Source organism: Geothrix paludis (genome assembly GCF_022808815.1).
GTDB classification, from domain to species: Bacteria; Acidobacteriota; Holophagae; order Holophagales; family Holophagaceae; genus Geothrix; species Geothrix paludis.
Genome location: NZ_JAKZLC010000006.1, coordinates 64,847 through 85,681 on the forward strand (window position 1 = coordinate 64,847; position 20,835 = coordinate 85,681).

Consider the following 20,835-nt stretch of genomic DNA (forward strand, 5'->3'; position numbering starts at 1 on the left):
TGGATGATTTTATCCAATCTCCATCGGGCGGTGGTGGGGATGAACAGGATCCTGGTCTCCGCTCTGGCCTGGGGCTTCCCGATGCTCTGGTATTCTTTGCGCGTGAACCCCGCCCCTGCCCCACGAAGCGCGAAATCCCCTGCGTGCTGGCGCCCCCAGCTCGAAACCGGGCTGGGAACCATCGACCAGCAGCACCGGGAGCTCTTCGAGGCGCTGGCCCGGCTGGCCGGCGACCTCGAGGCCGGAGCGTCGGGAGCCCTCCTGGACGAGCCGCTGGCCGCCCTGGCTCGGCACCTCATCAAGCACTGCCAGACCGAAGAGAGCCTCATGAAGGAGGCGGGATTCCCCGGCCGCGTCGCCCACGCGAACCAGCACCAGGAGGTGGTCCTCCAGGTGCGCGACCTCCAGTACCGGCGGATGAAGGGCCAGGCCGTCGGCCGGGAGGCCTTGGCGGACCTGGGGGCCTGGCTCGAGCAGCACATCGGTGAGGCGGACCAGGCCATGGCGGGGTACCTGAAGGCGCTACATCCGGTCTAAGCCGTTGTAGGCTACCGGGCCGCCGATGTTTTCCGCTGGCCCGAGTCCAGCTAGGCGCACTTGGTGGGCGCCGACCCACTTCTCGCCGGCCTCGAACCGCCATCGGCTGGCCCCGGCCATGACGGCGCCGGGCCGACATCAAGTCGGCCCTTCGCCGATGGCCTACCGGGCCGCCGATGTTTCTCGCTGGTCCAAGTCCAGCTGGGCGCACTTGGTGCGCCTAGCTGGACTCGAACCAGCGACCTGCGGCTTAGAAGGCCGCTGCTCTATCCACCTGAGCTATAGGCGCGCGAGGGATAGTCTAGCGGGACTCTGACGGGGATCCGCGGCTGTGCCATGGGGCGGATCCCGCGCGGTGGGCTCAAGCGGCCGACGGGCTAGTGCGCTTGGCGGATCGTCGGTGCGCCACTGGGGGCCAGGAGGGCCAGCTGTTGGGAGAACTGGGGACCTTTGTAGCCGAGGGCCTGGGCTTTCAGGAAACAATCCCGCCCCTTGGCCTGGTTTCTGGGGACACCCGGGAAGTCCCCGTTGAGGTAGCGATCGCCCATCATGGCCCAGGCTTCGGGGATCTCGTATTTCAAGCAGAGATCCAGGAAGGCCTGTTCCTTTGGATCGGGAACCTTGCCGGGTTGGAGGCGCTGGAGGCTCTGCATGCCTACAGCGCTCCCCCGGCCCTGCCAGCTCGAGATCAGCAGGGCGGCAAGGTAGTACTTCGTCGCCTCGTGAGGGTCCGGAGCCTTTGTGGACCCTTCTGGATCGAAGCTCCCCGCGAGCTTCAGGTAGTAGGGCACATTGGCGGAGCGATGGTCGCTGTTCAGCACGCGGGTGGCTGAAAGCCAGAGCTGGCGGGCCTTGGCAAGGTCACCGCGGCTCGCGCACCGGTCCGCGGCGATGTCCATGGCCACGGGATCCTCTTCCAGGATTTTCTGATCGAGCTCTGCCTGCCCGTAGACGGAGGAGGCTTCGCCATAGACTGCGGAGCCTGCGGGGGTGCTGCTGGAGTACTCGGAGACTAGGGCCCGGTAGAACCAGAGGGTCTGGTCATGCTCATTCACATAGAGACGCTTCAGCAGGTCCTCCTGCTTGGTCTGGGTCTCGTATCCATAGCGGGAGAAGCTGGAATTGGAGTTGTAGACGGCCACCTGGGTCGTGGTGTTCCCGAACTGGTACAGGCTCAAGACCTCGGTGTTGAGCGCGGAATCGACACTGCCCAGCCCCTCTTTCTGGATGAAGGCGGTCACCTTGCCGAGGGTGGTGATCTGCCGCTTGGCGATTCCCACGAGGTAGCGCTTCCCCTCCAGCTGGCGGTTGTTGCTGAGAAGCAAACGAGCGCGATCCAGACCGCCTTCCAGATGGTCTGGACGGGCATCCGTGAACCGCTGGATCCAGTCCAGGGCGGCCGAGGGATCGGCCTGGATCCCCTGGCCCGTCGCGTAGTACCTGGACAGGAACAGAAAGGCGTCGACCTGCCCGCATTCGGCCAGGCGGCTTGCCAGGCGGAACCGGAAGGAGGGAGTGTCACCGCCGGCTTTCAGCATGGCCAGGGCCTTCTGGGTGGCCGGTTCCCGGACCTGCGGGCTGAAATCCGACAGATCGGCGTAGAGCCGCTCGTTGGGGTTGATGTAGACCTTGGCCTGGAAGGAGGGCCACTCGAGCATCTTCTTCTGCTTGATGAAGGCTTGCAGGTTGGTCCTCAGCTCCTCTCCCGCGGGGAAGTAGGATTCGACCTTCCGTTCGAAGGCGCCATAGAGGAAGACCGAGGCCAGGAGGATCAACCCTCCCCGGCCCACCATCGGCCAGAAGCCGATGTCGAAGGTGTCCTCCAGGCGCCGGACGATGAACCAGAGGATCACAGCCAGGGCGAGCAGGCGCAGGAAGGGGAAGAGCGTGAAGGGGGCCAGCATGGCGCCGAGCATGGCGAGGATGCTCAGGGCCTTCTTGAAGTCGATGAGGGTCCCCTCCTCGAGGCGGGAGATGGACCAGGCCGTGGCGGCGGCCCAGAGCCATCCGATCGCGAAGAGGCCGAAAGGCAGGGCCAGGTAGGCGAGCCAGTACCCGCGAGCCACCACGAAGACGAGGGGGTAGAGCATGAGCTGGTAGATAGGATTCGGGCTGGTGGCGGAGTACAGCGAAGCCCCGGTGAGGTAGACCACGCCCAGGAGGAAGCCGAGCAGCAGCAGAGTGAGGAAAGGCGCCAGCAGTGAAAGCAGGAAGAGGGAGATCTGCGCCTTGCGGAACCGTTTCCAATCGACCGTGGATTCAAAGGCCCTGGTGGGATCGAAGTAGCCCTGCTTCACCAGGTTCTTGACGGGTTCGAGGCGGGCGGGCCGCCGAGGAGGCGCGTTCGGCTCCGGGTGGGGTAGCTCCGACACCTCCTCTGCCGGGGGAATCTCCGCGACCGCGGAACCGGGTTTGGGAGGGGCGGTGTCCTCCGCGAGCAGGATCTTCACCGATGCTTCAAGGGGCGGATGGCCACTGCCTGGACCTTCAGGTGGGCCGGGCGGATCAAGCTTCAGAGGATTCAAGGTCCACGTCCGTAAGGGGAATAAATAGGGATTTGGGATGAGGAGATGATCATTATATAAGACAACTCGATCGGGTCACCACCTGCATGGAATCAGAAACCTCTCCATCCACCTCTCCTCCGGGGGATGTTCCGCAGCCCTTTGCCGGGGCGATCTGGACGCTGATGGCGGCCATGACCAAGTGGGAAGCCCTCGACACCGCGGCGGCCGACAAGCGGGTGCGTGACTCGGCGCGGGCGCTGAACCTGGCCGTCCGGATGGGGGATCCGCCCGCATTCCAGGCGATGTACCCGGGGACCGGGGCCTTCGTGCAGGCCCTGGCGACCCTTCGTTCCGGCCCCCGGCCGATCAGGATGCTGGCCTTGAGGTGCGCCCTGGAGCTGGCGCTCGGCAGCTGCAGCCTCCCGTTGTCGCAGAACCTGGTACTCCGGACGGTGGCGGAGGCCCTGGGCCTGGAGATCACCGAGCTCGAAGCGGCATGCCGGGAGCGGACGGGCGCCGGGCTCCCCCCGCTCTGGGATCCCAGCCGCCCGGAGGCGTGGCCGGCAGCGGGCGCGGGCAGGCCCGGACCCAAGGCGGGGACCGGTGCGCCCGGAGAGGGGGGACGCATCGCTTGGATCAAGGCCCTGGCCCTCCTCGGCCTGGAGGAAGGCGCGACGAAGGAGGAGATCCGGCGCGCCTTCCACCGCATCAGCAAGGTCCACCATCCCGACCACTACGCAGCCCATGGCATCGAGGCGACCCACGAGGCGGAGTTGGCCTTCCGGCGGATCAGGGAAGCCTATGACTTCCTGATGCAGGCGAAGCCATGAGGGACTTGTATCGGGCCCTGGGATTCCAGGGCATCGTGACCGACCTCGCGGCGCTGGAACGGGCCCTCGATCAAGGCCTCCCCTCGGCGACGCGCGAGGCCCAGGCCCGGTTCGTGCTGCTCGATCCGGTTCGGAAAGCCCAGTACGATCAGGTGCTGACGTGCGTCCAGGACTTGTCGGAGGCCCGCTCGCGCCTGGGCCTGCCCCGGGACCCCTTCCTGTCCGGGCAGGTGCGGCCTCCTTCTGCGCGCAAACCCTCCGCGCCCGGGTGGGCGCATGGGGCGCGCTGGGCTGGATGGGTTGCCGCCATTGGCCTCATGCTAGTGGGCGTGCGAGTCTGGCCGCTCCCCCGTCCAGGTGGCAGACTCCCCGTCCCTCCTCCGGAGACGACCGCAGGGCAGCCTTCCGGCCCGAAGGACCCCGCTTCTCCCCCGGCATCACCCGGTGAGTCTCCCGCCCTTCCTCCGCCGGAGCACGGATGGCTTCAGATGGGGCCCGAGGTCCGTCCCGCGGTGCCATGGCAGATCGAGACGGACCCAGGCCAGGATTACGTCCTGAGCCTCCTTGACGCGGGCACCCAGGCTGCGGTGCTCACGGTCTACCTTCACGGCGGGGAGCCCTATCGAGGCCTCGCGCCGGAAGGTGCGTTCGACCTGACCTACACCGTGGGTCCCCACTGGCTCGGGCCTGGACGGGGGTTCAAGGGGGGTAGCTCAGTGGTCCGGGCCTCGCAGACCTACCTGGTCCAGATAGGGCCGGATGACGCCTGGGTCTGGAGGCTCCGGCTCCATCCCAACGGCTGTGACGGATCCGCGGTCGCTCCCGTGGCGCCGCTGACCACCCTTCCCCTGCTCCCGAGCTCCAGGGAGGTCCCTGCGGCCCCCCTCGATCCGCTATGATCTGGAAAGGTCCCCCCTCTATGCTCCTCGAGTATCTTGCAACGCAGCGAATGATCCGCGCTGGGATCCTGGTCTCCTGCCTCCTCGGAGGCCTCGGGGTCCGAGCCCAGGGGGCGGGGAGTGCGGCCTCGACGCCGGCACACCAGCCGACCCTGCAGGAATGGACCCGGCTCAGAGCCCTGGTCGCAGCGCTGACCACAGAGGAGGGCACCCGCAAAGTGTTCGGCAGTCAACGGAACTTGGCGGACGCCTTCAGCTCCGAGGAGCACTTCGCGACCTTCGTGGCGCCCTGGCGGGCCCGTCTGGCTCCCCTGCCCGCGACGCGACAGGAGGCGCCGGAGGTGGACGTGGACATCCGTTCGACGGCCGAGGGGACCACGGCCTGCCTGGTGACCTTCCACCACCAGGAGCCTGCCAATGCCATCACCATCCTGAGGACTCTCTGGCAGGACGACCATCTCCTCCGGGTGGTCTTCATGAAGGGGTTCACGAACGTCCGGCTCAGCAGCCCCTACCGCAACCGCATGGACGATGAGGATTACCAGGGCTCCCGCGGCGGTGGATATCGCCTTCCGGGTCGCTCCGGTATCCGCAGGTAAGCCGGGCGGGAAGGCACGGAAGCGAGAGGCGCCGCGCCTTCCCGGATCAGCTCAGAAGTGGATCTGCAGCTGGGCCATGGGCGCGGTGACGCGCTTGTTGGTGGCGGGGGCGGGGCCGTCGTTGTTCGGGCCGCCGAACTTGTTGTTCCAGTACTCGAAGCCGGGGCCGACGTAGACCTTCTTCTTGGTGCCGAAGAGGGGGCTGATGTCGAAGAGCAGGGAGAGGTTGGCCAGAGTCTCGGGCTTGGTCTCCACGCCGAAGCCGTCCTTGCCCTTGGCGCCCTCGTAGTTGGCGTAGCCCTTGAACTCGGCGCCCACCTGGCCCATCTGGAAGGGGATGCCCCAGGCGGCGGTGAGGTAGTACGTGGTCTTGAAGTCCACGGACCGGCCCACGATGCCGTTGTAGTTCTGCTCGTGGCAGGCCAGGAGGCCCAGGTCGAAGAAGCCGTCCGTCACCTTGAAGTTGAAGGTGGGGCCGGCGACCAGGAAGCGCTTCTTGGAAGCGAAGGCATTGTCCTTGGAATTGAAATCGAAGCCGGCAGTGAGGGAGATGTCGCGCACGGGGCCGAAGCCGAGGTCGGTCTTCGTGAGCTTGCCGAGGCTCAAGGAGCCGCGGTAGAGCGCGTAGACCTCGTTGGCGCCGCTGTTTCCGCTGGCGGTGGGGTCGTTCCGGTCGGACATGAGCATGTCCACGTTGAAGAAGTTCGTGCCGTAGGCCCAGCCGCTGACGTGGCCGAGCTGGAGGATGTTCTTCTTCACGGTGCCGTCGATGCCGGGCTCGCGGAACTGGGTGCCGGTGCGGTAGCCGATGAAGGTGTCGCTCCAGTCGGCGGCGGCCAGGGGCAGGGCGGCCGCTACGAGGAGGGCGAGGGCGAGCTTGGTCATGGGTTCTCCAGGTTGGGGCGAGGTCCTAGGCGGACAGGAAGAGCAGCTTGAGGAGGAAGATGACCGAGAGCACGAGGATGATCGGGTTGATCTCCTTGAAGCGCCCGGTGGCGGCCTTCAGCACGGTGTAGGCGATCATGCCGAGGGCGATGCCGTTGACGATGGAGAAGGTGAAGGGCATGACCACCACCGCCAGGTAGGCGGGGATGGCGTCGGTAACGTCGTCGAAGCGGATCTCCTTGATCTCCGACAGCATGAAGAAGCCGATCATCATGAGGGCCGGGGCCGTGGCCTGGAGCGGCACCATGAGGAAGAGGGGCGAGAGGAAGAGGGCGAGCGCCAGCCAGCCCGCCACCACCAGGGCCGTGAGGCCCGTCTTGCCGCCCTCGGCCACGCCCGAGGCGCTCTCGATGTAGGCGGTGATGGCCGTGGTGCCGAACATGGAGGCGAAGGTGGTGCCCACGGCGTCGGCCATGAAGGCCTTCGACGCGCCGGGGAACTTGCCCTCCTTGTCCAGCAGCTTGCCCTGGGCGCCGATGCCCATGAGCGTGCCGATGGTGTCGAACATGTCCACGAAGAGCAGGGTGAACAGGATGATGAAGATGTTGATCATGCCGCCCAGGGACCTGGTCCAGCTCCAGTCGTACTGGAACATCTTCGGCCAGCTGGGGATCTGGAAGAGCGTGCCCTTGGGCAGGTGGGTGAAGCCGCCGCCGAAGCTCACGGGCAGCAGGCCCACCAGGGTGATGGCCAGGATGCCCAGGAGGATGGCGCCCTTCACGCGCTTGGCCACCAGCACGGCGATGAGGAAGAGGCCCACCACGGACCAGAAGGCCGGGGTGAGGTGGCCGTGGTCCCAGAACTTCGCGATGAAGAGGTTGTTCACGTCATGCAGGCCGAAGAGGGCCGAGGGGTCGTTCTTCAGCACCGGGAAGATCGCGTCGGGCTCGAACTTCAGGCCCACCTGGGTGACGCCGGAATCCACGAAGCCGATGATGGCGATGAAGAGGCCGATGCCCACGGAGATGCCCTTCTTCAGCGAGAAGGGGATGGCGTCCATGAACGCCTCGCGCACCTTCATGGCGCTGAGGGCGATGAAGACGAGGCCCTCCAGCAGCAGGGCCGTGAGGGCCACCTGGATGGTGTAGCCCATGCCGCCCTGGTTGGCCGGCGCGCAGACCGTGAACGCGAAGAAGGCCGAGAGGCCGATGCCCGAGGCGAAGGCGATGGGCAGGTTCGCGTAGAAGGCGCCGATGAGGGTGGCGAGGATGGCGCAGATCACGAAGGCGGTGAAGCCCTGCGCCGGGGCGATGCCCGCCACCTTGAGGAAGGCGTTGGGGATCAGCGAGATCACATAGGCCATCGAGATGAAGGTGGTGGTGCCCGCGAGCACCTCCGTGGCCACCGTGGTGCCCTTGGCCTTCAGACCAAAAAACCGTTCCATGCGGTACTCCTCGAAAGGGGTGAAGGGATCAGGATTGTGTTTCGGTGTCGTTGCTAAGGCCTAGGTGGTCGAGGCCCCAGAAGAGCAGGCTGAGGACGATGGCCACCACCGTGCCCAGGGCCATGCCCTTGAGCTCCACGGTGCCCAGCTTCACGGCCGCGCCGCTGATGCCGCTGATGAGCACCACTGAGGTGAGGATCAGGTTGCGGGACTGGGTGTAGTCCACCTGCTTCTCGATGAGCATGCGGATGCCCGCGGCGGCGATGACGCCGAAGAGCAGGATGCAGACGCCGCCCATGACGGGCACCGGGATGCTCCGGATGAGGGCCGCCAGCTTCCCGGAGAAGGAGACCAGGATGGCGATGACGGCCGTGCCGCCGATGACCCACACGCTGTAGACCTTGGTGATGGCCATGACGCCGATGTTCTCGCCATAGGTGGTGTTGGGCGTGGCCCCGACCAGGCCCGAGAGCACGTTGGAGAGGCCGTCGCCCAGCAGGGAGCGGTGCAGGCCGGGGTTCTTCATCAGATCCTTGCCCACGATGTTCCCCGTCACCACCAGGTGCCCCACGTGCTCCGCCAGGACCACCAGTGCGGCGGGCAGGATGATGAGGATGGCCTGCAGGTTGTAGGTGGGCGCGTAGAGCGTGGGCACCTGGAACCAGGGCGCCAGGCGCACGGACTGGAGGTCCACCACGCCGAGCCCCAGCGAGATCAGGTAGCCCGCGATGACGCCCAGCAGCACGGGGATCACCGCCAGGAACCCGCGCAGCAGGATGGAGGCCAGGATGGTCACGGCCAGGGTGGACAGCGAGACCACCAGGGCCAGCCGCAGCGGCATGCCCAGCACGGCGGGACCGGCCGTGAGCCCGGCCATGTTGGTGGCCACGGGGGCCAGCTCCAGGCCGATGATGGCCACGATGGCGCCCATGGCGGCCGGGGGAAAGATGATGTCGATCCACCGGGTGCCCGCCACGCGCACCACCTGGGAGAGCAGGATGAAGATGAGGCCGAAGACGATGAAGCCGCCCTGGGCGGCAGAGTAGCTCAGTCCTGCCGCCAGCACTGCGAAGACCGGCGAGAGGAAGGCGAAGCTCGAGCCCAGGTAGGCGGGAATGCGGCCCTTGGCCACCACCAGGTAGATCAGCGTGCCCACGCCGTTCATCAGCAGGCAGGTGGCCGGGTTCACCTTGAAGAGGAAGGGCACCAGCACCGTGGCGCCGAACATGGCGAACAGGTGCTGGAGGCTCAGGGGCGCGGTCTGCAGCAGAGGCAGGCGTTCGTCGACGTCGATGGTGCGGCGCTGCATGGGGGCCTCGGCGGGTGAGGACCTTGTGAAGGCACCGCGGGGTGGCGCCTGGCTCCGGGGCCCGGGGAGGGTCCCTTCGGTCCGGAGGCACAAGGACATTTCAATTGTCCTCTGCTTGGACGTTTGCAGTCGTCACATTATGTTTTTTCCAGGCACCATGCGCGATGCGCCCCATGCGATGGCCTGCGGGGCGGGAACAAGGGCTCTAGCGGGATCCCCGTCCGCGGCCCGTCGCGACGCCCTGGGGGACCTTCGCCTCCTCCCGGGGCCGCCCGGCGGCCTTCCTCAGGAACTGCTTCGTGGACATGAACTCCAGCATGGCCTCGAAGGCGTCCGCTGGCTGGGGTCGCCCCAGCAGGAAACCCTGGAGGCAGTCGCAGCCGAGCAGCTCCAGGGCGTCGCGCTGGACCTCGGTCTCCACGCCCTCGGCCACCACCGTGAGGTTGAGGCTGTGGGCGAGCTGGATCACCGCGCGCACGATGGCGTCGGAGGAGAGGGCCGGATCCTCGGACTGCAGCGCGGCGATGAAGGACTGGTCCAGCTTCAGGGTGGTGATGGGCAGGCGCTGGAGGTAGCCCAGAGAGCTGTAGCCCGTGCCGAAATCGTCGATGGCGATCCGCGTGCCGATCTCCCGCAGCCGGTGGAGCGGCGCCAGGTCCTCGTGGCCCTGCCGCATGACCAGGCTCTCCGTGAGCTCCAGCTCCAGGCACCCCGGCTCCAGGCCCGTGTCCGCCAGGGCCCGGGCCACACAGGCATCCCAGTCCCCGTTGGCGAACTGGAGGACGGAGACGTTCACGGCGAGGATCAGCGGGGAGGGGCTGATGGTCTGCCACTTGGCCATCTGGCCGCAGGCCTCGCGGAGCGCCCACTCGCCGATGGGCAGGATGAGGCGGCTCTCCTCGGCCAGGGGGATGAACTTCACGGGGGGCACGGCGCCCAGCAGCGGGTGGTTCCAGCGCATCAGCGCCTCGGCTCCTGCGAGGCGGCCGTCCATGAAGAACTGGGGCTGGTAGTACATCTGCAGCTCGCCGTTCTGCAGGGCGCTCCGCAGGCAGCTCTCCAGCTCCTGCCGCTCCAGGGAGACTTCGTTGAGGGTGCTGGTGAAGCACTCGATGCGGTTGCCGCCGCGCTCCTTGGCGCGGACCAGGGCGGATTCCGCATGGGCCTCCAGGATGTGGGCGTCCATGCCGTCGTTGGGGAAGACGCAGACGCCGATGCTGGCGGTGAGGTCGATCTCCCGGGACCCGGCGCGGAAGGGCACCTGGAGGGCCTCCAGGAGCTTCTGGCCCACCCGGGCGGCGGCCACCACATCCTTGATCTCCTGGAGCAGGACCAGGAACCGGTCGCCGCCCATGCAGGCGAGCGTGTCGCCCTGGCGCAGGGCCTCCTGGAGGCGCTGGCCGAGGAGGCGCAGCACCTCATCGCCCCCCGGGTGCCCCAGCAGGTCGTTGACGCGCTTGAAGCGGTCCACGTCCAGGAGGAGGACGGCGACGATGTGCCCGTGCCGCTGGGCCACCAGCAGGGCCTGGGACAGCCGGTCCGCGAAATGCCGATGGTTGGGAAGGCTGGTGACTCCGTCCAGCAGGCTCAGCTCGGACACCCGCTGCTCCAGAGCCTGGATACGCCGCTCGGCGTTCCGGAGGCGGCCGATCGCATCGAGACGGTCGATCTTGAGCATAAAGCCCTTGAGATCCAGACCGTGGGGACGCTCGTTCGGCAAATGGGCTCCGGAAGACAAATCCATCCTAAGGCGCTCGTGAGAACAGCGCCACGGGGAATGGATTGCCCCAAGAAAAAAGCGTTGAACGGAACCTGATTCGGAATCTAACGCCCGGTGAGGCCGGCGCGGCTGGCCAGGGCCCCTTCGAGGACCGTCGTGTACGTCCGCGAAGCTCTCAGAACCGGACGAGGCCCCACCCTCGCTGGCCGGATGGGCGGTCGCGGGGAGCGGGGCCGGGCATCCATTCGAATGGCGCGATGGAGGCCGCTTCCTGGATCAAAGATCCCTCTTCAAGGGCGAGCCGGGGGCACCGCCCTCCCGGGGCTTGGCCGGGGGTCGGGGCGGATCATGGCGGCACCCCGTTGCTGGAGAGGGTGTTGTCCGTGATGCTGTTGCCCGAGGACAGGTACTCGAGAATGCCGTTCCGCCCGTTGCTGGTCACGGTGTTGCGGGTGACGGTGGTGCCCGCGACGCCGTTCCTCAGGTAGATGCCGTACCCCACGTTGCTTTGGACGGTGTTGTTCTTCACGACATGGCCACCGGTGTTGGAGGCCTCGAGGCCGCTGCGGGGGCCCGAGCTGAGACTGCTCACGCCATTGCCGCTCATGGTGTTGCCGTCGATCACCACGCTGTAGATGAAGGCCAGGCCGGAATAGGCGATGGGCACCCCCACCTCGATGCCGTCGCCCGCGTTGTTCGTGAAGACGCAACCCGTGATCAGCACGTTGTTGACCGTCTGGCCGCTGTTCGGCTCGATGTCGAGGCCGTCCTCGGGAAGGGTGCCGCCGGTGTTGACGAAGCGGGAATCCCGGACGATGACGCCGTTCCCCCCGGTGATGGAGAGCCCCTGGCGGCGGTTGTGGTCCGCGGTGACGTGGCAGAGGGTCACGTCGCTGGCATCGGTCACCGTGAACCCGTCGCCCCAGCATTCCCTCGCGGTGACCCCCACCACGGCGATGTGCTGGGCGCCGCCCGTGATCCGGAGTCCCATGCCCTGCTCGCCGGTGGTGCCCGTGTGGGCGCTGCGCTCGCCCAGGAGGGTGCCTCCCAGGATGTTCACGTTCGAGACCCCGGACACCCGCAGGATGGTGTAGTTGTCCGCGCCGTTCGGGATGGCTGCCAGCACCGCGCCGCTGTCGAGGGAGAGGGTCATGCCGCTTCTCAGGAGCAGGGAGGCGAGGGCGTTCACCCGGTAGGTTCCCGCCGGGACCGAGACCGTGCCCCCGGTGCCGCCGACGACATCGATGGCCTTCTGCAGGGCGGCCGTGTCATCGGTGGTCCCGTCGCCCTTGGCGCCGTAGGGCGCATCCTTGACGTTCACGACCAGGGAGGATGTGGGCGTGGGGGTGCAGCTCGCCGTCGGCGGCGCGACCCCCCCCGTCGCTCCGGAGGATCCACTTCCGTGGCACGTGCACAGGAGGAGTCCCCCGCCGACCGCCAGGCCCCCGACCACGCCTTTCCACTTGGGTGGCAGGTAGACCCCTCGGGAAGCGGATCCGGCCTGGCGGCGCCCTCGGATCCCGGGGCCTGGGGGTGGAAGGGGATGGGGCTGCATGGAGGGCCTCTGGATGGGAACCATATCATCCACTAACTCGCTCAAGCGTGCTGATTTTCCTTGCGAGCTTCTGGTAAATAGCGATATATCTATCAGCTCCTCTCGGAGACTGCCGTGTGTCCACAAGACCCGTCTAGTGCCCGGATTCAAACCGTCGGTTCTGCACCCTCCGCCTCGCGGCATCCCGCGGTTCCAGGCCGGGGGACGGAGATGCGCCCCCGGGTCAAAGCCGCCCCGAAGGCCGCCCCGGCCCTCGCTCTGGGGGCCGCCCTTGGCGCGATCCTGCTGCTCAGCGCATGCAGGGCGCCGGGCATGAAGCTGCGGGAGCAGCCCTCCCGGCCGGAAACCACCCGGGTCGACGGGATGACGGTCTCCCTGCAGCCGCTGAACCTCACGGCCGTCCAGGCCCAGGAGCGGCCGGCCGGCGAGGCGCTCGCGCTGGAGGGCCTGCTCATGCAGAATCCCCCGGTCTACCTGGTCGGTCCCCAGGACATCCTGCTGGTCACCGTCTGGGATCACCCCGAGATCACCCTTCCCCTGGGTCAGTACCGGCAGGACACCGCCGCCGGCACCGTGGTGGATGAACATGGGGACCTGTTCTTCCCCTACGTCGGGAAGTTCCATGTCGCGGGCCTTTCCGTGGGCCAGGTCCGGGACAAGCTCGCCGCGCTCCTGAACAAGGTGCTGCAGAACCCGCAGGTGGACGTGAAGGTGATCGCCTTCCGATCACAGAAGGTCTATCTGGGCGGAGAGGTCCGGAACCCGGGCGTCTATCCCGTCAACGATGTGCCGCTCACCCTGACCGAGGCCCTGAACCGCGCCGGCGGGCTCCTCCCCACGGCCGACGACAGCCGCATCCTCCTCTCCCGGGGCCAGAAGACCTGGACCCTGAATTTCCAGGCCCTGCTTTCCCAGGGCAACCGGGTGAGCCAGGTCCTGCTGCAGAACGGGGATTCACTCCAGGTTCCGCACCTGAACGACGCCCCCATCTACATGATGGGCGAGCTCCTGCGGCCGGGGACGACCCCCCTGGTCCACGGCCAGCTCTCGCTGGCGAAGGCCATCCAGGACTCTGGCGGCATCCAGGGGCAGACTGCGGACCCCAGGTGCATCTACGTGATCCGCCAGGGTTCGTCGCTCAATGCGGTGGATGTCTTCCACCTGGACGCGCGCAATCCGACGGCCATGATCCTCGCGGATCGGTTCCCGCTGCGGCCCCGGGACATCGTCTATGTGGACAAGGGCACGGTGGTGCGCTGGGGCCAGGTCGTGAACCTCGTCCTGCCGGCCTACAGCGGCCTGCTGCAGACCGCCGTCAGCGCCAAGTACCTGGGCTCCTCGTCGAACACAAGACCATGAAGACTGGTTGTACCCCCGCCATTCACCACATCCTCGTCATTTGTGAAGGCAACCACTGCCGGGGCCCCATGGCCGAGGCGATGCTGCGCGCCGCCCTGCCTCCCGACATCCAGGTGGCGTCCGCCGGACTGAACGCCCTGGAGGGCCTCTCGGTGGATCCCGAGGTGTCCCGGCTGATGGCGGAGGCGGGCCTGGATGTCTCCGGCCATATGGGCCGGCAGCTGACCGAGGAGATGCTGCTGGCGGCGGACCTCGTCCTGGTGATGGACCTTCCCCAGAAAGCCTGGTGCGAAAAGATGACCCCCAGCCTCCTAGGCCGGACCTTCCTCCTGGGGCACTGGCGCCCTGAAGGGACCCGGGAGATCCAGGATCCCTTCCGCCAGGGATCCGAGGCTTTTCGCACTGCCTGTGAGAACATCCGCCTATCCGTGTCAGACTGGCTGCCCCGCTTGGCACATGAGCAGAGGTCTGCATGAACAGCCCCCTCGCCACCGGCATTCGACCCTCCCGGCTGGATCCGGAGGAGCCCCGCGCTCGCCCCCTGAAGCGGCTGCACGAGCCCGAGGAGATGGGGATCGTCGAATGGCTCGCCAACCTCTGGGAGGGGAAGCACCTCATCCTCGCGGCGCTCGTCGTGTTCGTCGGGCTGGGTGGTCTGTACGTCTGGCAGGCGGCCCCGGTCTACCAGGTCCAGGCATTACTGCAGGTCCAGGCCAAGCGGACAGGCCCCTCGGACCCGGCCTTCGCGAAGATGGAGGGCCTGCTCTCCGCGCCTTCGGATACGCCGAGCGAGGTCGAGATCCTCCAGAGCAATCTGGTGCTGGGCCGGACGGTGGAGGCCCTCAGCCTCGACCTTCGCGCCCGCCCGAAGCTGTTCCCCGTCATTGGCGCCGCCCTGAACCGCGGGAACCCCGAGGCCCCCAAGGTCGAGCTGGAGTCGTTCGACATGCCGGACGACCTGCGCGGAACGGTGTTCGGCCTCCGCGCCCTGGGAGACGGCGCGTTCCAGCTGGATTCCCCGAAGGGCGCCCCTCTGGGCAAGGGCGAGGTGGGCCAGCCCCTGTCGGTGTCGTACGTGGGGGAACCCCTGAAGCTGGTTGTCCGCTCGCTCCGGGCCAAGCCCGGGCAGGTCTTCACGGTCGAGCGGAGGCCGGTGACCGACGGGATCGCCTCGCTGCGCGCCAACCTCGACGTGGCGGAGAAGGGCAAGCTCACGAACGTGCTGGGGCTGACCTTCACCAGCACCAATCCGGCCCTCGGCGCGAAGATCCTGAACGAGATCATCGACCAGTACATCCACCACAAGGTCGAGGGGAAGAATTCCACGACCATGAAGACCCTGGAGATCCTCAAGGAGCAGCTGCCCCAGGTGAAGGCCAAGCTGGACGATTCCGAAAACCGGCTCAACCAGTTCCGGACCCGGACCGGATCCGTGGATCTCGCCCGCGAAGCAGACGCCTACCTCCAGCAGAGCACCAACCTCAAAACGCAGGTGTCCTCCCTCCAGCAGAGGCGCCAGGAACTTCTCCGGACCTACCGGGAGGACGCCGACGTGGTGGCCACCCTCGACAAGCAGATCACCCAGCTCAAAGCCGAGAACGGGCGGATCGAATCGAAGGTCCGCACCCTGCCGGGAGCCCAGCAGGAGGTGGTGCGCCTGTCCCGCGAAGTGGCGGTCAACACGGAGCTCTACACCGCGATCCTGAACAACATCCAGCAGCTGCGGATCGCCAGCGCCGGCGAGGTGGGGGGCATCACGGTGGTGGATTCCGCCACGGCGGATCCCAAGCCCGTGGCGCCCCGGAAGACCCTGCTCATGGGGCTGTACACCTTCCTCGGCCTCCTGGTCGGCCTCGGCCTCGCCATCCTCCGCAAGGCCATCAATCCGCGCATCGAGGATCATCGCCTCGTCGAATCCAAGCTCGGGCTGCCGGTGCTGGTGACCATCCCCCACAGCAAGGCCCAGGAGGCCCATAGCCAGGCCATCCGGAACGGCGAGGACGGCCTGCACCTGCTGGCGGCGCTCAATCCGGACGATCTGGCCACCGAGAGCCTCCGCAGCCTGCGCACCACCCTCCATTTCTCACGGAAGAACGCCTCCTGTCAGACGATCATGATCACGGGCCCGTCGCCGAACATCGGCAAGTCCTTCGTGGCGGCGAATCTGGCCGCGGTGCTGGCCCGGTCCGGAAGCCGGGTGCTGGCGGTGGACGCAGACCTCCGGAAGGGCGCCCTGCATCGCCAGTTCTGGTCGAAGGATCGCGCGGGCGGGCTGTCCGACGTGCTGGCCCGGACCGCGGAATGGGAGACGGTGGTCCACAAGACCGCGGTGCCCCGGCTCTCCCTGATGATGTCCGGATCCATCCCCATGAACCCCTCCGAGCTTCTGATGGCGGAGACCTTCGACTCCTTCCTGGCCCAGGCCTCGAAGGCCTACGACTACGTGATCCTGGACGCCCCGCCGGTGCTGGCGGTCACGGATGCCATCATCATCGGTGCACGGGTCGACGGGGTGCTTCTGGTGACGAAGTACGGCTCGCATTCCCTGGACGAGATGCGGACCTGCCTGACCCAGCTCGAACGCCAGGACCTGCCGGTGATGGGATGCGTGTTCAATGACGTCCAGCCGCTCGGGGTCGCGGGGAACCACACGCACTACCGCTACGCCTACCACTACCGGTACGAGTGACGAACCCCGACGGGGCCGTCACTCGCCGCCAGAGGCCGCCGCGGGCCGCCGCGCGGCGGAGGTCCTCCGTGAACCAAGTTGCATGAATCAGGGCGCAATGGGTCATTCGAAGATTCCCCGTTCAGATGACCCATCTCATGAGTCTGATGGGGTCTTCGCCAGCGCTAGGCTATCGATGGCCTTTGCGAGAGTGGATAGCCGAAGGTGATCGAACAGGCCCGCGAGCTCGAGGTCCACGCCGAACGTGCTCTTGATCTGGATGAGCAGTCCAATGCCACTCATCGAGTCGCCCCCCAGGTCGAAGAAGTCATCCTCGACGCCGACCGTATCCCGCTTCAGCAGATCGCACCATATCGTCGCGAGGGCCTGCTCGGTCTGGGTGCGGGGCTTCCCACCTTTTTCGGCGCCAGCAGTCTCGCCGGTCCAGGGCGGCAGGGCCTTCCGGTCGACCTTTCCGTTTGGCGTGAGCGGGAGGGCATCCAGGAAGACGAAGTGGGCCGGAATCATGTATCCCGGAATCCGTTCCTTGAGGAACGACCGCAGCTCCGCGACATCCGGCCTACCGTCGTCACGGGCGACCACATACGCGAGGAGTTGCTTGACCCCGGACTCGTCCTCGCGCGCGAGGACCGCGCAGGACCATACCTTCGGTTGTGCCGCGAGGGCCGCTTCGATCTCGCCAAGCTCGACCCGGTAGCCGCGGATTTTGACCTGGTCGTCGATCCGGCCCAGGTATTCCAGGATTCCATCCGCCCGGTACCTTGAGAGGTCTCCAGTCTTATACATGGTGGCGCCTGGAATGCCGCTGAAGGGGTCGGGCAGGAAACGCTCGGCCGTGAGTTCCGGCCGGTTCAGGTAACCGCTCGCCACGCCAGCACCACCAATGTAAAGCTCGCCCATCTCGCCGGGCGGAACCGGCCGCAGACTGGGATCGAGCACATACAGCGACGTGTTCGCGATCGGTCGCCCGATGGGCACAGGTCCGCTGGTGGGATCTTCCGGCCGCACTTCGTGAACACAGCAACCGACGACTGTCTCGGTAGGGCCATATTCGTTGATGATCCGCGTGTCAGGCGCCAGATCGCGCCAGAGTTGGAGGCTTTCGGCCAACAGATTCTCGCCACCAACCACGAAGACCCTCACCATGCCCGGCACATGGGTCGGGCTGACCTGCTTGTTCAGCAGTTCCAGGTGCGACGGCGTGATCTTGACGAGACCGTGGCCCCCGGCTCGCTGCAACGCTGTCACCAGATTCTGCGCGCCGGCATCCTCCGGCAGGAGCTCGACCGTACCGCCCGCCAGCAGCGGCGTGTACAGGCTGGTCACCGTGAGGTCGAACGACACGGAGGAATGAACCGGAACCCTGTGGCCGGGCCCGACGGCATAGGCCTGAATCGCCCACCACAAATAATTGACCAAGCCGCTATGAACGATCATCGCGCCTTTGGGTCGGCCGGTCGATCCAGAGGTGTACATGACATAGGCTAGATGGGACGGATGGGCGACGGGCGCAGGATTGTCGGGGGCTTGGTGTTCGATCAGCGGCCAGCCGCTGTCCAGGTAGATCACCTCGACGCTCAGTGACCCGAGCACCGGACGGCACTTCTCCTCGGTCAGCAGCAACCGCGTTCCGGCATCGCCGATCATGAAGGACAGCCGTTCCGGTGGGTAGGTCGGATCCAGAGGGACATAGGCACCGCCTGCTTTCCACACCCCAAACAACGCCACGACCATCTCCGGGGAGCGCTCGAGACAGACCCCTACGAGCACGTTCGGACCCACGCCGCGCTCGCGGAGGTGGTGCGCCACCTTATTCGCGCGTTCATTCAATTCCCGGTAGCTGACCTGTCGCGCTCCGAAAGCGAGGGCGACGGCATCGGGGGTCCGGGCCGCCTGCTGCTCGAACAGCTCGTGTGTGCAAACGGGTGGGAATTCGGCGCGCGTATGGTTGCTTGTCATAAGGACCGCCCCACGATTTCTTTCATGACCTCATTGGTGCCGCCATAAATTCGCTGTGCCCGGCTATCGCGCCACATGCGGGCGATCGGGTATTCCTCCATGTACCCGTATCCCCCATGAAGCTGGACGCACTCGTCGATGATTCGGCATTGGCAGTCGGTCAGCCAGTACTTGGCCATCGCCGCGCTCACCGGGTCCAGCCGCCCGGCGATGTGCTGTTGGATGCAGTTGTCCACGAACACACGCCCGATGCTAGCCTCGGTCTTGCATTCCGCCAGCTTGAACCGCGTGTTCTGCAGGTCGATGAGCGGGTTGCCGTAGATCCGCCGCTCCTTCGCGTAGCGTGTCGTCATTTCCACCGCGCTTTCCGCGGAGGCGACGGCGGCGAGCCCGATCGACAGCCGCTCGTAGGTGAGCTGCTCCATGAGTTGCAGTAGCCCGCGGCCTTCGCCGGCGCCAAGCAGGTTCCTGGCGGGGACCCGCACTCCGTCGAAGAACAGCTCGCACGTGTCCAGAGGGTGCCGACCGACCTTTTGCAGGATCTGGCCAATCCGGTAGCCGGGGAGGTTTTCGGTCTCGACGACCAGCAAGGACAGCGCCTTCATGCCGGTGGCCTTGGGGTCCGTCCGCACGGCGAGACACACGAGACCCGCATGCCATCCATTGGTGATGAAGGTCTTGGAACCGTCGATGACGTAGTCATCGCCCTCCCTGCGGGCGAGGGTCCTGAGGGACGCCAGGTCGGACCCAGAGTCGGGTTCCGTCATCCCGATCGCACCGACGAGGGTTCCGTTGGCCATGCGGGGGAGCCATGCCCGTTTCTGCGCTTCGCTGCCATAGGCCAGAATGTAGTGGGCCACGATGCTCTGGACCCCGGCGCCGAACGGAATCCCCGCGCGCGCCAACTCCTCCACGACGACGGCTTCATGCGCGAAAGTCCCGCCGCCCCCGCCGTAGGCTTCAGGCACGTCCGGCAGCAGCAATCCCGCTTGGCCGGCTTTGATCCACGCGCCGGAATCCGGGCGGCCCTGCGCCGCCCAGAGGGCCTGGTGCGGGACGAGGTCGTGCTCGACGAAGTGCCGGACCGTCCGCCGGAAGATCCGTGTATCGTCGGTCATCCACGGGGACTCGTAACCGAGTGCTGTCATCGAATGGGATCACCTCAGAAGAATAAAGGTCATATCATGTTCGACAACGGATTGCTACAAGCTTGTCGACCGACGCTGGGCATCACCGGAAGCCCATGACGTGCGGGCTCCGTTCCTGACCTTTCGAGATGCCGCCTTCGCCCCGGAACAGCCACCCGGTGGAATCACCCCCGGAATCAACTCATTCATTCAAACCATCAGGTGTGGCATGCACATTGAAATCACCCCCTATACGGCTGCACACGAAGAGGCCGTGCGGGCGTTCAACACACGACTCGCCGCGGCAAACCTCGACCCCAACCTGTATACCTTTCATTTCACGGAATCTCATGTTCCCAAGTGGCTGCCCCGGCGGGAAGGATTCGATCTGTACCAGGAATATTTCGTGGCTGTCGATGAACAAGGAGGCATGCACGGCGGTTACGGGTTGAAACATCAGCCCTTCCTGCTGAAGGGGGAATATCTGGTCATGCAGGATTACCAGAACCCGATTTCCGAAGGCATCGCCGACCGAACCTACGCCATGGTCGGGGCGAAATTGTACTGGGATGCCCTTCGCAGCCATCCTCACATGTGGGGGCTGGGCATTGGAGGCCTCCATATTCCCATGGCGAAATTTCTGCTTTCAGCCGGATGGCAGACGACCCCGGTCCCGTTCTGGTTCAGGGTCGTTCATCCCAATGCATTCCTGCGTAACATCACCATCTTGCGGAACACCCGCCTTCGGCGGACCGTCTTCGATGTCCTCAGGTTCAGTGGCCTGGGCTGGCTGGGCATCAAGACGCTCTTCGGCCTGAGACGCAGCCATCGTCCCTCGGCTGATGTGTCCTACGAGATTGTTCCCGAGTTCTCTGAATGGACCGACGCCATCTGGGATAGCTGTAAAAACGACTATTCACTGATCGCGGTGCGCGATCACCAGATCTTGAATGCCCTGTACCCAGCCACCAACCCACGATTCATACGCCTGAAGGTCATGCGGGACCGACAGACCGTGGGCTGGGCGGTATTGCTCAATACTCAGATGTCCGGGCACAAGCAATTTGGTGATATGCGAGTGGGCACCCTGGTCGATTGCCTCGCCAAGCCCGCCGATGCCCGGGATGTCGTCGCCTGCTCCAGGAAGGTTCTCGAAGATGGCGGGTCAGACCTGGTCATCTCGAATCAGGCCAGCCAGGCTTGGTGCCTGGCGTTGCGAACCGCGGGCTTCATGGAAGGCCCCTCGAATTTCCCGTTTTTCATGTCCCCCAAGCTGGCTGCCCTGCTTCAACCCCTTGAGGAGAGCGCCGCAGGCTTCCACCTCAATCGCGGCGACGGCGATGGACCTGTACATCTCTAGCATTGACGCTCGAGTCTTGGATCCCTCACCGAGCCACCCCGCACGGGGCCGAACCA

General features: G+C 66.1%; 16 protein-coding genes and 1 tRNA gene. 8 read left to right on the forward strand and 9 right to left on the reverse strand.

The window, feature by feature from the left end; all coding sequences use genetic code 11:
• Window positions 1-39 precede the first annotated feature (39 nt).
• Window positions 40-537: a bacteriohemerythrin gene (locus MLE64_RS14355; RefSeq protein WP_243318719.1), complete on the forward strand. Its 498-nt coding sequence runs from the start codon at window positions 40-42 to the stop codon at window positions 535-537.
• Between the two features lie 212 nt (window positions 538-749).
• Here the strand turns inward: MLE64_RS14355 and MLE64_RS14360 are convergent.
• Together MLE64_RS14360 and MLE64_RS14365 are read right to left on the reverse strand one after the other, a co-directional pair.
• Window positions 750-826 (reverse strand) — tRNA-Arg (locus MLE64_RS14360).
• Window positions 827-914: 88 nt separating this feature from the next.
• Window positions 915-2,987, reverse strand: a complete 2,073-nt coding sequence (locus MLE64_RS14365; protein ID WP_243318720.1) for a hypothetical protein — start codon at window positions 2,985-2,987, stop codon at window positions 915-917.
• A gap of 248 nt (window positions 2,988-3,235) precedes the next feature.
• On the opposite strand from MLE64_RS14365, the gene MLE64_RS14370 reads away from it, so the two are divergent.
• The 3 genes from MLE64_RS14370 (at window position 3,236) to MLE64_RS14380 (ending at window position 5,372) form a co-directional block, all read left to right on the forward strand.
• On the forward strand, window positions 3,236-3,874 hold the full coding sequence (locus tag MLE64_RS14370; protein WP_243318723.1) for a J domain-containing protein: 639 nt from the start codon (window positions 3,236-3,238) through the stop codon (window positions 3,872-3,874).
• Window positions 3,875-4,362: 488 nt separating this feature from the next.
• On the forward strand, window positions 4,363-4,773 hold the full coding sequence (locus MLE64_RS14375) for a hypothetical protein (RefSeq protein WP_243318726.1): 411 nt from the start codon (window positions 4,363-4,365) through the stop codon (window positions 4,771-4,773).
• A gap of 239 nt (window positions 4,774-5,012) precedes the next feature.
• A complete protein-coding gene (locus tag MLE64_RS14380) occupies window positions 5,013-5,372 on the forward strand; it encodes a hypothetical protein (RefSeq protein WP_243318728.1) in 360 nt (119 codons plus the stop codon).
• Between the two features lie 51 nt (window positions 5,373-5,423).
• Here MLE64_RS14380 and MLE64_RS14385 read toward each other — a convergent pair whose 3' ends face one another.
• The 5 genes from MLE64_RS14385 to MLE64_RS14405 form a co-directional block, all read right to left on the reverse strand.
• Window positions 5,424-6,257, reverse strand: a complete 834-nt coding sequence (locus tag MLE64_RS14385) for a hypothetical protein (RefSeq protein WP_243318730.1) — start codon at window positions 6,255-6,257, stop codon at window positions 5,424-5,426.
• Between the two features lie 25 nt (window positions 6,258-6,282).
• On the reverse strand, window positions 6,283-7,701 hold the full coding sequence (locus tag MLE64_RS14390; protein WP_243318732.1) for an NCS2 family permease: 1,419 nt from the start codon (window positions 7,699-7,701) through the stop codon (window positions 6,283-6,285).
• Window positions 7,702-7,729: 28 nt separating this feature from the next.
• Window positions 7,730-9,010 (reverse strand): uracil permease, encoded by a 1,281-nt coding sequence (uraA, locus tag MLE64_RS14395; protein ID WP_243318735.1) that lies wholly within the window; start codon window positions 9,008-9,010, stop codon window positions 7,730-7,732.
• A 205-nt stretch (window positions 9,011-9,215) separates the two neighbouring features.
• A complete protein-coding gene (locus MLE64_RS14400) occupies window positions 9,216-10,730 on the reverse strand; it encodes a putative bifunctional diguanylate cyclase/phosphodiesterase (RefSeq protein WP_243318737.1) in 1,515 nt (504 codons plus the stop codon).
• A 346-nt stretch (window positions 10,731-11,076) separates the two neighbouring features.
• Entirely contained in the window at window positions 11,077-12,051 is a 975-nt protein-coding gene (locus MLE64_RS14405) for a right-handed parallel beta-helix repeat-containing protein (protein WP_243318740.1), read from the reverse strand.
• A 444-nt stretch (window positions 12,052-12,495) separates the two neighbouring features.
• Here MLE64_RS14405 and MLE64_RS14410 point away from each other — a divergent pair, with 444 nt between their 5' ends.
• Genes MLE64_RS14410 through MLE64_RS14420 form a run of 3 tightly spaced genes read left to right on the forward strand, consistent with a single transcriptional unit; the run spans window position 12,496 to window position 16,333 of the window.
• Entirely contained in the window at window positions 12,496-13,644 is a 1,149-nt protein-coding gene (locus MLE64_RS14410; protein WP_243318743.1) for a polysaccharide biosynthesis/export family protein, read from the forward strand.
• Window positions 13,641-14,120 carry a low molecular weight protein-tyrosine-phosphatase gene (locus tag MLE64_RS14415; RefSeq protein WP_243318745.1) on the forward strand — a complete coding sequence of 160 codons (480 nt, stop codon included), beginning with the start codon at window positions 13,641-13,643 and terminating at the stop codon, window positions 14,118-14,120. Before MLE64_RS14410 ends, MLE64_RS14415 begins: the two co-directional genes overlap by 4 nt.
• Window positions 14,117-16,333, forward strand: a complete 2,217-nt coding sequence (locus MLE64_RS14420; protein ID WP_243318748.1) for a polysaccharide biosynthesis tyrosine autokinase — start codon at window positions 14,117-14,119, stop codon at window positions 16,331-16,333. Before MLE64_RS14415 ends, MLE64_RS14420 begins: the two co-directional genes overlap by 4 nt.
• Window positions 16,334-16,468: 135 nt before the next feature.
• Here the strand turns inward: MLE64_RS14420 and MLE64_RS14425 are convergent, their stop codons facing one another.
• Together MLE64_RS14425 and MLE64_RS14430 are read right to left on the reverse strand one after the other, a co-directional pair.
• Window positions 16,469-18,292, reverse strand: a complete 1,824-nt coding sequence (locus tag MLE64_RS14425) for a non-ribosomal peptide synthetase (protein WP_243318750.1) — start codon at window positions 18,290-18,292, stop codon at window positions 16,469-16,471.
• Entirely contained in the window at window positions 18,289-19,410 is a 1,122-nt protein-coding gene (locus tag MLE64_RS14430; RefSeq protein WP_243318752.1) for an acyl-CoA dehydrogenase family protein, read from the reverse strand. The genes MLE64_RS14425 and MLE64_RS14430 overlap by 4 nt, the downstream gene beginning before the upstream one ends.
• A gap of 238 nt (window positions 19,411-19,648) precedes the next feature.
• On the opposite strand from MLE64_RS14430, the gene MLE64_RS14435 reads away from it, so the two are divergent.
• The gene (locus MLE64_RS14435; RefSeq protein WP_243318754.1) at window positions 19,649-20,779 is read left to right on the forward strand and encodes a hypothetical protein; all 1,131 of its coding nucleotides are present in this window, start codon (window positions 19,649-19,651) and stop codon (window positions 20,777-20,779) included.
• Window positions 20,780-20,835 lie beyond the last annotated feature (56 nt).